Source organism: Nonomuraea sp. NPDC049625, assembly GCF_040675285.1.
GTDB lineage: Bacteria > Actinomycetota > Actinomycetes > Streptosporangiales > Streptosporangiaceae > Nonomuraea > Nonomuraea angiospora_A.
Genome location: NZ_JBFAOQ010000014.1, coordinates 338,868 through 351,237, shown reverse-complemented (window position 1 = coordinate 351,237; position 12,370 = coordinate 338,868). Strand labels below are relative to the sequence as shown.

Here is a 12,370-nt window from a genome sequence, read left to right as displayed (position 1 = left end):
GTCAGGGACACGACAACCTCCCCTGTCGTTGGGGCCCCGAGCCTGACCTTCCCTGGACAAGGCGGCTCAATCATGGCGAGCCGTGGGAGGATGGCTCTGGAGGCCTTACGGCCATAGTCCTCAAAACATCACAGAACTAACCCTGTACATAGAGGGGGCGGCTGTCTCGTGGCTGAGAAGCTGATCGCAAACCTGCAGACCAATCGTGGAAATATCAAGGTGGAGCTCTTCCCCAACAGAGCCCCGAAAACGGTGCGCAACTTTGTCGAGCTCGCGGAAGGCTCGCGAGAGTGGACGCACCCGGGCACCGGGGAGAAGAGCACCGCGCGCTACTACGACGGGACGATCTTCCACCGGGTGATCTCCGGATTCATGATCCAGGGCGGCGACCCGCTCGGCCAGGGCACCGGCGGCCCGGGCTACGAGTTCGACGACGAGATCCACCCGGAGCTGTACTTCAACCGCCCGTACCTGCTGGCCATGGCCAACGCGGGCGTCCGCTTCGGCAAGGGGACCAACGGGTCCCAGTTCTTCATCACGGTCGTGCCGACGCCGCACCTGAACGGCAGGCACACGATCTTCGGTGAGGTGGTCGAGGGCCAGGACGTCGTGGACGCCATCGCCAAGACCCAGACCGACCGCCGGGACCGCCCGGCGGAGGACGTCGTCATCGAGTCCGTCACCATCGACCGCGTCCCCGCCTGACCCACCACCCACCCCCGCCCCACCCACAAGGCCGTGGGGCGGCCCCACCCATGCCCCCACCGGCCGGCCCTCAGGCCGGCCCGGGGTCATATCCCGCCGGGCGCTTATCCGTCCGGCCGGGGCCACATCCCACCGGGCGCTTATTGGGTCGGCTAGGGGCTACATCCCCATCGGGCGCTCATTGGTCCGGCTTGGGGTCGTATCCCCCTTCGGACGTTTCTCGGGCGCCTCGGGGCCGTGTCCCCCTTCGGACGCTTATCGGGCGGCTCGGGGTCGCGCCTGCGGCGGCGTCCTCGGGATGGGACGGCCCGGTCGCGCTCCGGCCCGGCCGTCCTCCCTCCCGGTCGTCCCCCCGTAGGAGGCACTCCGCCCGCCCAGGAGCGGCGGACATCGGCACCCCAGCCCAAGCGGGGGCACCACACGTGCACCAGACGCCTACACAGCCGACGTGGCGCCATGAACGAGCCGGCGCACTGGCCGCCGCACGATGGCGCCGGACTCCAACGCACCCCACCTCGCCGATGCGGCGCGGTGAAGGCGGGTGTGGCGTCTCGATGGTGGGGGTGTGGTCGTCGCCGTGCGGTGGCGCTGGGCTACGCCGCGCTCCGTTTCGCCAAAGCGGCGCGGTGAGGGCGGGTGCGATGCCGTGGTCGGGCCCCCGCATGATGGTCCTGGGCCTTGGGGCCGCCGCGTTCCGTCGCCCAGCCGCCGTCGCCCAGCCGCCGTCGCCCGTCCGCCGTCCACCGGCGACCAGCCGCTGTCCGCCATCCGCCATCCGCCTTCCGCTGTCCGCTGCCCGCCGTCAACCGTCCGCCGCCCGCGAGCCGCCGTCCGTCAGTCGCCAGCTGCGTTCCGCTGGTCGGTGGCGGGGGTTCGGGGTGAGGGGCGAGGGGTGAGGACACGCGGGTAGGGCGTGTAAGCCATAGGCTTTCGGTCATGACCAGCCAGCCGCCCAGCCCGCCCCCGCAGCCCGAGCAGCCCGCTGAGGCGGTGCCCACGTGCTACCGGCACCCCGAGAAGGAGACCTGGGTCCGGTGTCAGCGGTGCGAGCGCCCCATCTGCCCCGACTGCATGCGCGACGCCGCCGTGGGCTTCCAGTGCCCTGAGTGCGTGGCCGAGGGCAACAAGGGCATCCGCGAGGCGAAGTCCACCTTCGGCGGCAGCGTCGTACGCACGCCGATCGTGACGTACACCATCCTGGTCCTCAACGTCCTGGTCTTCGGCGCCCAATACCTCACCGGCGAGCGCGTCACCGCGGAGCTGGAGATGTTCCCGGCGCGGGTGGCCGTGCTCGGCGAGTTCTACCGGCTGATCACCGTCGCGTTCGTGCACGGCAGCATCTTCCACATCCTGTTCAACTGCTGGGCGCTCTACGTCGTCGGCCCCTACCTCGAGCGCGCCTTCGGTCACGTCCGCTACCTCGCGATCTACGTCATCAGCGCGATCGGCGGCTCGGTGCTGAGCCTCTGGATGGATGCCCTCAACCAGCCGACGGTCGGCGCGTCAGGGGCCATCTTCGGCCTGTTCGGCGCAGTGTTCGTGGTCGGGCGCAAGCTCAACATGGACGTACGCGGCATCGCCGCGCTCATCGCGATCAACCTCGCGATCACCTTCATCGTGCCCGGCATCAGCTGGACGGGCCACATCGGCGGCCTGATCACGGGATCGGTGCTGGCGGGCGCGCTGGCCTACGCTCCCAAGAACAGCAGGCCTCTGTGGCAGGTGCTGGCGATCGTGGGAGCGCTGGCCGTGCTGGCCGTGCTCGTGATGGTCAGGGTGTCGGCCATCATGAGCGCGGTGTGACTTCCCCAGGCTGTGGAAAAGGCTGTGGAAAGAACTAACGCCAGCGGGTGGAAAGCACCACCCCGAAGATGATGAAAACAAACCCGATCAGCAGGTTCCAGTTCTGGAGGTCGCTGAAGAAGGGCGCCCGTGGTGCGACGTAGTAGATCGCGATCCACAGGATGCCGATGATCCACGCCGCGACCATCGTGGGTGCCAGCCAGCGAGGGCTGACCTTGACCTGCTGTGATCTCTGCGGCGGGGTGTAGACCGCCTTCTTGCGAGCCTTGGACTTGGGCACTGGTAACTCCTGCTGAGGGCCTGGGCTTCCGGATCGTCCACAGGCTCTTCGGTAAGCCTAATTGAAGTGTGGTCAAGGATAGCCGCCACGCGCGGGACATGGCGATCCCCGGTTGCGGCTTCTGACCCGAATACGCTGATCGCATGCGGGCCACGCTGCGGGCCGTGGGAGAGACGAGCATCACCGCGGGCCTGATCATGATGCTGTTCTGCGCGTACCTGCTCTGGGGCACCGGCGCGTACACCCAGAGCCAGCAGCGGCTGCTCCAGCGCCAGTTGGCGACGCGGAAGGCGGTCAAGCCCGAGCCGGGCAGGCCCATGGCGCTGCTGCGTATCCCCAAGCTGGGCCGCGACTACGAGTACGCCGTGGTCGAGGGTGTGGACACCGAGCACCTGAAGAAGGGCCCGGGACATTACCCGGACAGCGCCCTGCCGGGCCAGGTCGGCAACTTCGTGGTGTCGGGGCACCGCACCACGTACGCGGCCCCGTTCAACGAGATCGACGAGCTCGAACGCGACGACGAGATCGTCGTGGAGGCCGGCGGCACCACGTACACGTACCGGGTGACCTCTCAGGACATCGTGAAACCCGATGAGGTCGACGTGTTCGCCCCCGTGCCCGGCAAGCCCGACATCCGCCCTATCCGGGCCTTCATCACGCTGTCCACCTGCCACCCCGAATACTCGGCCGCCGAGCGCCTGATCGTCTACGGGGTGCTCAAGGACGCGACCGAGGACGAGGAGTGACATGTACGCCTGGCTCTGGCGCAAGCTGCCCGGCACCGCGCGGACCAAGCTGCTGACGGCCGCCGTGATGGTCGCCGTCGTGGGGGTCGTACTCTGGTATGTCGTGTTTCCGCTACTCGAGCCCATGGTGACACTCGACGAGGTGAGCGTGAGGAAATGAGCCGCGTGCTGGTCGTGGACAACCACGACAGCTTCGTCCACACCATCGTGCAGTACCTTCGCGGGCTGGGCGCCGACTGCGACGTACGGCCGCGCGACGACGTACGCGTGAGCGACGCCGACGGCTTCGACGGCGTCCTGATCAGCCCGGGCCCGGGCACCCCCGAGGCGGCCGGGGTGAGCGTGCCCCTGGTCCACCACGCGGCCGAGAGCCGCCGGCCGCTGCTCGGCGTCTGCCTCGGCCACCAGGCCATCGCCGTCGCGTACGGCGCCACCGTGTCCCGCGCGCCCGAGCTCGTCCACGGCATGACCAGCCCCGTCACCCACGACGGCAAGGGCGTGTTCGAGACGCTGCCCTCGCCCGTGCGGATGACCCGCTACCACTCGCTCGCCGTGCTGCCCGAGACCGTCCCCGACGTGCTCGACGTGACCGCCCGCACCGGCGACGGCGTCATCATGGGCCTGCGCCACCGTGAGGCGCCCATCGAGGGCATCCAGTTCCACCCCGAGTCCGTGCTGTCGGAGCACGGCCACCGGCTGCTCCAGAATTGGCTGCGAGGAATCTTGTAACAAATGTCCCCCGGCGAGCGACTACCAAGTGAACGTCCCCGCCGTTGCCCCCGAGCGGCGGGGGCGTTCTTGTGTCAGCGACGACATGAAGAAGGGCCGCCCGTTCCCGGGCGGCCCTTCTTCATGTCTCAGTTGCCGTTGCCTCCGAGGCCGTCGTCACCGATCGGGTTGTCGTCGGTCGGCTGGTCGCCGTCGGATGGGAAGTCCGTCTGGTCGTCCGTGGGCGTGTCCGTCGGAACTTCCGTGGTGGGCTGCGGGTTGTTCGTGTCCAGGCCGGGACCTGTGGACACCACGATCGTGATGGTCGTGCCCGGTGCCTGCTTGGCGCCCTCACCCGGGTTCTGCTGGATGACCGTGCCCTCGGGCTGCTCGTTCGCCTGCGGGACGACCCTGGCCTTGAAGCCGGCGGCCTTGATCTGGGCCTTGGCGTCCGCCTCGGTGAGCCCGATCACGCTGGGCACCTCACCGAGCTCCTTGGGCACGTAGAGGGTGACCGCGCCGCCCTTCTCGATCGCCTCGCCGGCCTTGGGACTGGTGTCGATGACCGTGCCCTGCGACTTGCTGGAGACCTTGGTCTTGACCGTGCCGCGCAGGCCCGCGTCCTCCAGTGTCTTCATGGCGTCTTCCTGCGACTGGCCTATGAGGCCGTCGGGCACCTTGACCTTCTCCGGGCCCTTCGAGATGACCAGCTTGACCGGGGAGCCCTTGTCGACCTTGGAGTTCTCGGGAGGGTCGGTCTTGATGACGCTGCCCTTGTCGACGTCGTCGCTGTTCTCCTGGACCACCTGGACGGTGAGCCCGAGGTTCTTGAGCTGCTCTTCCGCGTACGCGCGCTCCTGGCTGGCCAGCGACGGGATCGTGACCTGCGTGGCGGCCGGGGTGCCCTTCGACCCGAACACCGAGTAGCCGACCCCGATGAACGCACCGATGATCGCCAGCGGGACGATGATCCACAGCGCGGTCTTGACGGCGTTGTTCCCGCCGCCGCTCGCCCTGCGGCGCCCGCCACGGCCGCCGCCACTGCCACCCTCGTCGTACTCGTAGGGTGGGACCGCGGTGGTGCGCTGGGTGGCCGGGCCCTGTCCCGCCTGGGTCGCGGTCATCATCCGCGTGCCCTGGTTGAAGTTGCCGTTCATGGCCATCGTCTGCGCGTCGGTCGGCATCCCGGACATCGCCCGCTGGATGTCGGCCCGCATCTCGCCCGCGCTCTGGTAGCGGTGGGCGGGGTCCTTGGCCATGGCCTTGAGCACGATCGCGTCGGCCCACGGGGGGATGTCGCGGTCGATCTGCGACGGCGGGATCGGGTCCTCGCGCACGTGCTGGTAGGCGATCGCGACGGGAGAGTCGCCGGTGAACGGTGGCTGCCCGGTCAGCAGCTCGTAGAGCAGGCAACCGGTGGAGTAGATGTCGCTGCGCGCGTCGACCCGCTCGCCCCGCGCCTGCTCGGGAGACAGGTACTGGGCGGTGCCGATCACCTGCGCCGTCTGCGTCATCGTGGCCGCGGAGTCGGCCATCGCGCGCGCGATGCCGAAGTCCATCACCTTGACGTCGCCGGCGCGCGTGATCATCACGTTGGCCGGCTTGATGTCGCGGTGCACGATGCCGCCGCGGTGGCTGTAGTCGAGGGCTCGCAGGATGCCGTCGACCAGCTCGACCGCGCGCTCCGGCAGCAACCGCCGGTCCTGGCGCAGCAGGTCGCGCAGCGTCCGGCCGTCGACGTACTCCATCACGATGTACGGCACGGGGGTGCCTTCGGTACCGTCTTCGCCGGTGTCATAGACCGCGACGACGGCCGGGTGGTTCAGAGAGGCGGCCGATTGTGCCTCGCGGCGGAAGCGGGCCTGGAAGGTGTGATCGCGCGCCAGGTCGGACCGGAGGGTTTTGATCGCGACTATGCGGTCCAGCCGGATGTCTCGGGCACGATACACCTCGGCCATGCCGCCGCGCCCGACGACACCGTCGAGCTCGTAGCGACCTCCGAGTAGCCGAGGCTGAGTCATTTCCTGCACTGTCCCTTACCGTTCATCTTGGGTACCGGCCTGCTCGGGGGGCCGCCGGTGTCCATCATCGACCCCAAAGCGCATCACGTCTCCTCCTTGGGCGGGTTTGTATCACCCGGGTCCGGCGAGGCGGTGGGTGTCGGAGTTTTGGGTGTAGTGGTGGGCGTTGGGGTCGGTGTGGGCGTAGGGGTACGGGTGGTCGGGGTCGGTTTCGGTGTCGGCTTCTTGGTGGGTGTTGCCGACTTGCTTACCGTAGCTGACCGCGAGGGTATAGGCCTCGGTGACTTCACCGGAACTACGGAAGGCCGCTTGGTACGTCTTTTCGTGGGCGAGGGTGTCGCCCGGTCCGGCGGCGCCACCGCCGACTTGGTCGGCTCGGCCACGTCCGGCGTCGGCTGCGTGGGCTGCCGGTCGGCGAACGTGATGGCGCTGAGCCCCACCGCGGCCGCGCAGCCCGCGGTGGCCACCAGGGCCAGCGTCCTCCTGTGGCGCTTTCCCACGGCCGGCTCCTGCGGCGTGGTGGCCGAGTGGAGGTGGTCCGTCTCCTGCTCGTCCTCCGGAGCCGGCTCGCGTACCCGGAAGCCTCCCGGGTCGGTGAGCATGCTGAGGTCGGCGCCCTGCTCGGCGCTGGCCAGCGACTCGCGCAGCAGGTAGGCCCGGTCGGCCACCTCCAGCGCCGAGGCCGGGCGCCGCGCGGGGTCCTTCGACAGCAGCGACATGACCAGCTCGCGCACCGGCGCGGGCACGTCCACCCCGAGAGGCGGCGGGTGCTCGTTGAGGTGCTGCAGCGCGATCGCCACCTGGCTGTCGCCGCGGAACGGCGTGCGCCCGGCCAGACACTCGTAGGCCACCACGCCCAGCGAGTAGAGGTCGGTCGCGGGAGTGAGCGGGAACCCCTGGGCCTGCTCGGGGCTGACGTACTGGGCCGTGCCCAGCACCGTGCCCGTCTGCGTGACCGGAGCCGCCTCCAGGGCCCGCGCGATGCCGAAGTCCGTGACCTTGATGGTCCCCTCTGAGGTGACCAGCAGGTTTCCCGGCTTGATGTCGCGGTGGATGATCCCGGAGGTGTGCGCGGCGTGCAGCGCCTTGGCCGTCTGGCCCACCACGTCGAGCGTCACCTCGGGCCCGATGGAGCGGTTGCGCGCCAGGATCGCCGACAGCGGCTCGCCGTGCACCAGCTCCATCACGAGATAGGCCAGGTCGCTCTGCTCGCCGTAGTCGAAGATCTGCGCCACTCCCGGGTCGGCCAAAGCCGCGGTGATGCGCGCCTCGTTCCTGAACCGCTCACGGAAAGTGGGGTCGGCGTAGATGTGGCTGCGCAGGATCTTCACCGCCACCTCGCGCCCGAGCAACTCGTCACGGGCGCGCCAGACCTCCCCCATACCGCCTGTGGCGATGCGGGAGATCAGGAGATAGCGGTTACGGAGCCGCATGACCCAGCAGGTTACCGTCACTCACTTGTTCAGCACCGCCTCCAGCACGGCCTTTGCGATCGGCGCGGCGGTGTGGCCGCCGGTCGCCTCCGCACCGACGTTGGCAGCACCGGACTCCACGATGACCGCCAGGGCCACCTTCGGATCCTCGGCAGGCGCGAAGGAGATGAACCAGGCATGCGGTGGCTGGCCGTCGGCCGTCTCCGCGGTGCCCGTCTTACCCGCTACTTGGACGCCTGGGACCTGCGCCAGGTTTGCGGTGCCGTTCTGGACGACGCTGACCATCATCTCACGCAGCTTGCCCGCCGTCTCGGAGCTGACGGCTTCCGACAGCTCCTCGGGGTCGGCCTGGTTGATGGTGTCGCCCTTGGCGTCGGTGATCTTGTTGACCAGGTACGGCTTCATCACCTTGCCGTCATTGGCGATGCCCGCGGCGATCATGGCCATCTGCATCGGGGTCATGCGGTTGCTGCGCTGCCCGATCGAGGCCATGGCCAGGGCCGCCTTGTCCTCTTCCGGGCCGAAGTCGCTGGCGGTGACCGACATCGGCACGGCGACCGGCTGGCCCATGCCGAACTTCTCGGTCTGCTCCTTCATCTTGTCGTAGCCCAGCTCCATGCCGATCTTGCCGAACGGCGTGTTGCAGGACTTCTCCAGCGCGTACGTCAGCGTGACCGAGCCGGAGCCGCAGGCCGCGCCGCCGTAGTTGGGCAGGCTGATGTTCGTGTTGGGCAGCGGCAGCCGCTGCGGCGCGTCCACGGTGGTCTGCGGCCCGCGCGAGGAGTCGTCCTCCAGGTAGGCCGCCATGGTCACGACCTTGAACGTCGAGCCGGGCGGGTAGGTCTGCGCGATCGTGCGGTTGAGCAGCGGCTGGCCCTTTTCCTTGGCCAGCTCGTCGAAGCGGGGGAAGACCTTGCCCTTGTCGGTGCCGGACAGCTCGGTCGGGTCGTAGGTGGGCAGTGAGACCATCGCCAGGATCCCGCCCGTCTTCGGGTCTAGCGCCACGAGCGCGCCGCGCTTGCCGCTCTGCCGCAGCGCGTCGTAGGCCGCCTTCTGCGCCTTGGGGTTGATCGTGAGATCGACGTTGGCGCCCCTGGTCGGCTCACCGGTGAACAGGTCGATGCTCCGCCGCAGCAGCAGGTCGGCGCTGGAGCCGTTGAGCAGCTGGTTCTCGGACCTCTCGATGGCGCTCTCGCTCTCCGGCGAGAAGAACCCGGTGACGTGGGCGTAGAGCCTGGCCTCGGGGTATTGCCTGAGGAACTTGAACCGGGGGTCCTTGGTCTCGACGGACTGCGCGAGCACCTTGCCGCCCGCCGTGATCCGGCCGCGCTCGATGGCGTAGCGCTCGTAGAAGTTGCGGGTGTTGCGGGCGTCGCCGCGCAGGCCCTCCGCTTTCACCGCCTGCAGGTAGTTCACGTTGATCATCAGGAGCGCGAACATGGCCAGGCAGGCCACCGCCACGCGCTTCAGAGGGCTGTTCATCGCTGGAACACCTGCGTCAGTCCTTCGTTCTGGATCGCCTGGGGCGGAGGCCGCCGGGCCGCATCTGACATGCGTACCAATAGCGCGATAAGGATCCAGTTAGCCAGCAACGCCGAGCCACCCTGGGACATGAACGGGGTGACCAGGCCGGTCAGGGGGATGAGATTCGTCACACCGCCGACGATGATGAAGACCTGCCAGGCCAGGATGAACGACAGGCCGCCCGCCAGGAGCTTGGAGAACGGGTCGCGGGCCGCCAGCGAGGTGCGCAGGCCGCGCTCGACCAGCAGGGCGTACATCATGAGCAGCGCCATCAGGCCGGTCAGGCCCAGCTCCTCGCCGGTCGCGGCGAAGATGAAGTCGGAGAACGACAGCGGGATCAGCTGGGGGTTGCCCTCGCCGAGCCCCGTGCCCAGGATGCCGCCCGCGCCGAACCCGAACAGGCCCTGCATGATCTGGAAGCTCTTGCTGCACATCGGGTCGCCCGGCGGATCCTTCAGGCAGACGGGGTCGTTGCCGTAGTAGATCGGGTTGCTCGGATCGAGCCAGGCGTCGAAGCGGGCGCCGACGTGGTCGAAGACCTGCCCGGCGAGGAAGGCGCCGCCGACGAAGAGGAGCACGCCGATCAGCACCCACGAGGTGCGCTGGGTCGCGATGTAGAGCATCGCGATGAACGTCCCGAACAGCAGCAGCGAGGTGCCCAGGTCCTTCTCGAAGACCAGGACGAGCAGGCTGAGCCCCCAGGTGATGAGGACGGGGCCGAGGTCCCTGGCCCTGGGAAGGTCGATGAAGAGCAGCCGCCGCCCGGCCAGCGCCAGCACGTCGCGCTTGGCCACCAGATAGCCGGCGAAGAAGACGACCAGCGCCAGCTTGGCGAACTCGCCCGGCTGGATGGAGAAGCCGCCGATGCGGATCCAGATCTTGGCGCCCTGCACCTCGCTGAGGCTGCCCGGCAGCAGCGCGGGGATGGCGAGCAGGACCAGGCCGACGGCGCCCGCGGTGTAGGTCAGGCGCTGGAGCATGCGGTGGTCACGCAGCACGACCAGGGTGATCGAGAACATGACGACGCCGAGACCCGTCCACATGATCTGGTTGGTGGTGGACGCGCCGCCCATCTTGGCGGCCTCCAACCGGTAGATCATCACCAGGCCGAGACCGTTGATCAGGGTCACCAGCGGCAGGATCAGGGGGTCGGCCCAGGGGGCGAACTTCGCCAGCACGAGGTAGGCGGCCAGCATCAGGCCGCCCAGACCCAGTCCGTACGCCAGCATGCCCGCGGGGACCTTGCCGTCCACCGCCAGGCCCACGTTGGCGTAGGCCCCCATGACGATCAGCACCGCCAGAGCGAGCATGACGAGCTGGGCCATGCGGCGCTTGGCCGGCATCGGGACGGGGGAATCTGCGACTTCGCTCATTTACCGTTGCTTCGTCTTGGTCGCGCTCACGGTTGGCGTGGGCGACGAGCTGGCGGTCGTGGCGGGGGTGTCGCTGCCGTCCTTGTCGTCCTCCTGGGCGAACTTCAAAGCGTTGATCTTCGTCATGCCCTCGTCGACGTTGGTGACCGGAATGCCGCCCTTGATCATCGCCTGGTCGGCATCGGACAGCTTGGAGAGCTGCCGGCCCGTGGCCTTGGAGACCTTGAAGAGCTGGAAGGGACCCAGCTCTCTCTGGACCCCCTGGAACACGACCACCTCGTCGCCCCTAGCACCGACGAAGAACTGGTCCTGGGTCCACTGATATCCAAAATAACCGCCGACGCCGACGGCGACGACGCCTATGCCGAACACGGTGACCAGCACGGGCCACACACGACGACGCCTGCGCCGGGGCGCCTCGGCGACCGGCTCATCGAAGTCGTCGTCGGTGAGGACCGGCTGGGGCGCGGTCACCGCGCTGGCTCGCCCCGGATGGGTCTCCTGGGGGTTGCCATGCAGCCGGGTCATGCCGGCGGCCCCGACGATGGCGGCCTCGGCGGGCACCTGCTGCCCGTCGGTGATCTCCACCACGTCGGCCAGCACGCAGGTGATGTTGTCGGGCCCGCCACCTCTGTTCGCCAGATCGATGAGCTGGCGCACGACCTCTTCAGGATCGTCGATGTTGGTGAGCGTGGCGTGCAACGTCTCCGCGCTCACCACGCCCGACAGGCCGTCGGAACACAGCAGGTAGCGGTCGCCGATCTGCGCCTCGCGGAGGGTCAGGTCGGGATCGACCTCACCACTGCCGTCGAGCGCGCGCAGCAGGATCGAGCGCTGCGGATGCGTGGCCGCCTCTTCCGGCGTGATGCGCCCGTCGTCGACGAGCTGCTGCACCAGCGTGTGGTCATGGGTGATCTGGTAGAGCTCCCCGCGCCTGAGCAGGTAGGCGCGCGAGTCGCCGACGTGCACCAGAGCGACCTGGGTGCCGTGCCAGAGCATGGCCGTCAGAGTCGTGCCCATGCCTTTGAGGCTGGGATCCCGCCCCACCATCTCGTGCAGCTTGCGATTGGCGTCGCGTACCGCTGCCTCGATGGCGTTGAGCAGGTCACCCCCCTGTTGGGCCTCTTCCAGAGAGGCCATGGCGGCGATGGCGACTGAGCTCGCCACCTCGCCGTGTGCGTGCCCGCCCATACCGTCTGCGACGGCGAGCAGGCGGCCGCTAGCGTACGCCGAGTCCTCGTTTCCTTCGCGGAGGAGGCCGACGTCCGAGCGGGCGGCGTAGCGGAGTGCGATGGTCATTTGCGCAATTCAATGACTGTCTTGCCGACGCGGATCGGAACACCGAGCGGCACCGGGGTCGGGCGGGTGACTTTCGAGCGGTCGAGATACGTGCCGTTGGTGGACCCAAGATCTTCCACGATCCATTGACCGTCCTGGGGAAAGAGCCGGGCATGCCGGCTGGAAGCGTAGTCGTCGGTGACTACCAGCGTGGCGTCATTGGCCCGGCCAATGGTGATGGGCGTCTCCGTGAGGTTAATGGTGGTGCCCTGCAAGGGGCCACCGGTAACGATGAGCTGGCGTGGCTCGCCCTTTTTGTTCTTGGGCTTCGCCGCCGGTTTGGTGGGTTTCACGCCTTTGCGTGGACCCGCGGGAGCCGTGCGTGAACCGAACAAGTCAGTCCGGATCACGCCGACTGCGGCAATGACGAAGAACCACAGCACCGCCAGGAAGGCGAGCCGGATCAGCAGCAGCGTGAGCTCGGACATGGACCGCTTGT

12 protein-coding genes are annotated in these 12,370 nt (G+C 68.5%); 5 read left to right on the top strand and 7 right to left on the bottom strand.

Annotated elements, in window-relative coordinates; translation table 11 throughout:
- Positions 1-168: 168 nt before the first annotated feature.
- Positions 169-705 (top strand): peptidylprolyl isomerase, encoded by a 537-nt coding sequence (locus AB0J87_RS45905; RefSeq protein ID WP_357751944.1) that lies wholly within the window; start codon positions 169-171, stop codon positions 703-705.
- Positions 706-1,641: 936 nt separating this feature from the next.
- Positions 1,642-2,508: a rhomboid family intramembrane serine protease gene (locus tag AB0J87_RS45900; protein ID WP_363977480.1), complete on the top strand. Its 867-nt coding sequence runs from the start codon at positions 1,642-1,644 to the stop codon at positions 2,506-2,508.
- A gap of 34 nt (positions 2,509-2,542) precedes the next feature.
- Here the strand turns inward: AB0J87_RS45900 and AB0J87_RS45895 are convergent, their stop codons facing one another.
- Entirely contained in the window at positions 2,543-2,788 is a 246-nt protein-coding gene (locus AB0J87_RS45895) for a cell division protein CrgA (RefSeq protein ID WP_080047363.1), read from the bottom strand.
- A gap of 143 nt (positions 2,789-2,931) precedes the next feature.
- Between AB0J87_RS45895 and AB0J87_RS45890 the strand changes: the two genes are divergently transcribed.
- Genes AB0J87_RS45890 through AB0J87_RS45880 form a run of 3 tightly spaced genes read left to right on the top strand, consistent with a single transcriptional unit; the run spans position 2,932 to position 4,263 of the window.
- A complete protein-coding gene (locus AB0J87_RS45890; protein WP_355203187.1) occupies positions 2,932-3,534 on the top strand; it encodes a class E sortase in 603 nt (200 codons plus the stop codon).
- A 1-nt stretch (position 3,535) separates the two neighbouring features.
- Entirely contained in the window at positions 3,536-3,694 is a 159-nt protein-coding gene (locus tag AB0J87_RS45885; RefSeq protein WP_363977476.1) for a hypothetical protein, read from the top strand.
- Positions 3,691-4,263, top strand: a complete 573-nt coding sequence (locus AB0J87_RS45880) for a gamma-glutamyl-gamma-aminobutyrate hydrolase family protein (protein WP_355203182.1) — start codon at positions 3,691-3,693, stop codon at positions 4,261-4,263. The genes AB0J87_RS45885 and AB0J87_RS45880 overlap by 4 nt, the downstream gene beginning before the upstream one ends.
- A gap of 128 nt (positions 4,264-4,391) precedes the next feature.
- Here the strand turns inward: AB0J87_RS45880 and pknB are convergent, their stop codons facing one another.
- The 6 genes from pknB to AB0J87_RS45850 form a co-directional block, all read right to left on the bottom strand.
- Positions 4,392-6,263, bottom strand: coding sequence for a Stk1 family PASTA domain-containing Ser/Thr kinase (gene pknB, locus AB0J87_RS45875; RefSeq protein WP_363977473.1), 1,872 nt, complete (start codon positions 6,261-6,263; stop codon positions 4,392-4,394).
- Between the two features lie 83 nt (positions 6,264-6,346).
- Complete coding sequence (locus tag AB0J87_RS45870) at positions 6,347-7,696, bottom strand: serine/threonine-protein kinase (protein ID WP_355203177.1); 1,350 nt, start codon at positions 7,694-7,696, stop codon at positions 6,347-6,349.
- Positions 7,697-7,717: 21 nt separating this feature from the next.
- The gene (locus tag AB0J87_RS45865) at positions 7,718-9,178 is read right to left on the bottom strand and encodes a penicillin-binding protein 2 (RefSeq protein ID WP_363977469.1); all 1,461 of its coding nucleotides are present in this window, start codon (positions 9,176-9,178) and stop codon (positions 7,718-7,720) included.
- Positions 9,175-10,593, bottom strand: a complete 1,419-nt coding sequence (locus tag AB0J87_RS45860) for an FtsW/RodA/SpoVE family cell cycle protein (protein ID WP_363977466.1) — start codon at positions 10,591-10,593, stop codon at positions 9,175-9,177. Before AB0J87_RS45860 ends, AB0J87_RS45865 begins: the two co-directional genes overlap by 4 nt.
- Positions 10,594-11,892 carry a Stp1/IreP family PP2C-type Ser/Thr phosphatase gene (locus AB0J87_RS45855; RefSeq protein ID WP_363977463.1) on the bottom strand — a complete coding sequence of 433 codons (1,299 nt, stop codon included), beginning with the start codon at positions 11,890-11,892 and terminating at the stop codon, positions 10,594-10,596.
- Positions 11,889-12,359, bottom strand: coding sequence for an FHA domain-containing protein (locus AB0J87_RS45850; RefSeq protein ID WP_350732387.1), 471 nt, complete (start codon positions 12,357-12,359; stop codon positions 11,889-11,891). Before AB0J87_RS45850 ends, AB0J87_RS45855 begins: the two co-directional genes overlap by 4 nt.
- Between the last annotated feature and the right edge of the window lie 11 nt (positions 12,360-12,370).

Coding starts and splice junctions, on each gene's coding strand:
- AB0J87_RS45855 (WP_363977463.1), bottom strand. CDS start 11,892: ATGACCATCGCACTCCGCTACGCCGCCCGCTCGGACGTCGGCCTCCTC.
- AB0J87_RS45880 (WP_355203182.1), top strand. CDS start 3,691: ATGAGCCGCGTGCTGGTCGTGGACAACCACGACAGCTTCGTCCACACC.
- AB0J87_RS45885 (WP_363977476.1), top strand. CDS start 3,536: ATGTACGCCTGGCTCTGGCGCAAGCTGCCCGGCACCGCGCGGACCAAG.
- AB0J87_RS45865 (WP_363977469.1), bottom strand. CDS start 9,178: ATGAACAGCCCTCTGAAGCGCGTGGCGGTGGCCTGCCTGGCCATGTTC.
- AB0J87_RS45870 (WP_355203177.1), bottom strand. CDS start 7,696: ATGCGGCTCCGTAACCGCTATCTCCTGATCTCCCGCATCGCCACAGGC.
- AB0J87_RS45900 (WP_363977480.1), top strand. CDS start 1,642: ATGACCAGCCAGCCGCCCAGCCCGCCCCCGCAGCCCGAGCAGCCCGCT.
- pknB (WP_363977473.1), bottom strand. CDS start 6,263: ATGACTCAGCCTCGGCTACTCGGAGGTCGCTACGAGCTCGACGGTGTC.
- AB0J87_RS45850 (WP_350732387.1), bottom strand. CDS start 12,359: ATGTCCGAGCTCACGCTGCTGCTGATCCGGCTCGCCTTCCTGGCGGTG.
- AB0J87_RS45890 (WP_355203187.1), top strand. CDS start 2,932: ATGCGGGCCACGCTGCGGGCCGTGGGAGAGACGAGCATCACCGCGGGC.
- AB0J87_RS45860 (WP_363977466.1), bottom strand. CDS start 10,593: ATGAGCGAAGTCGCAGATTCCCCCGTCCCGATGCCGGCCAAGCGCCGC.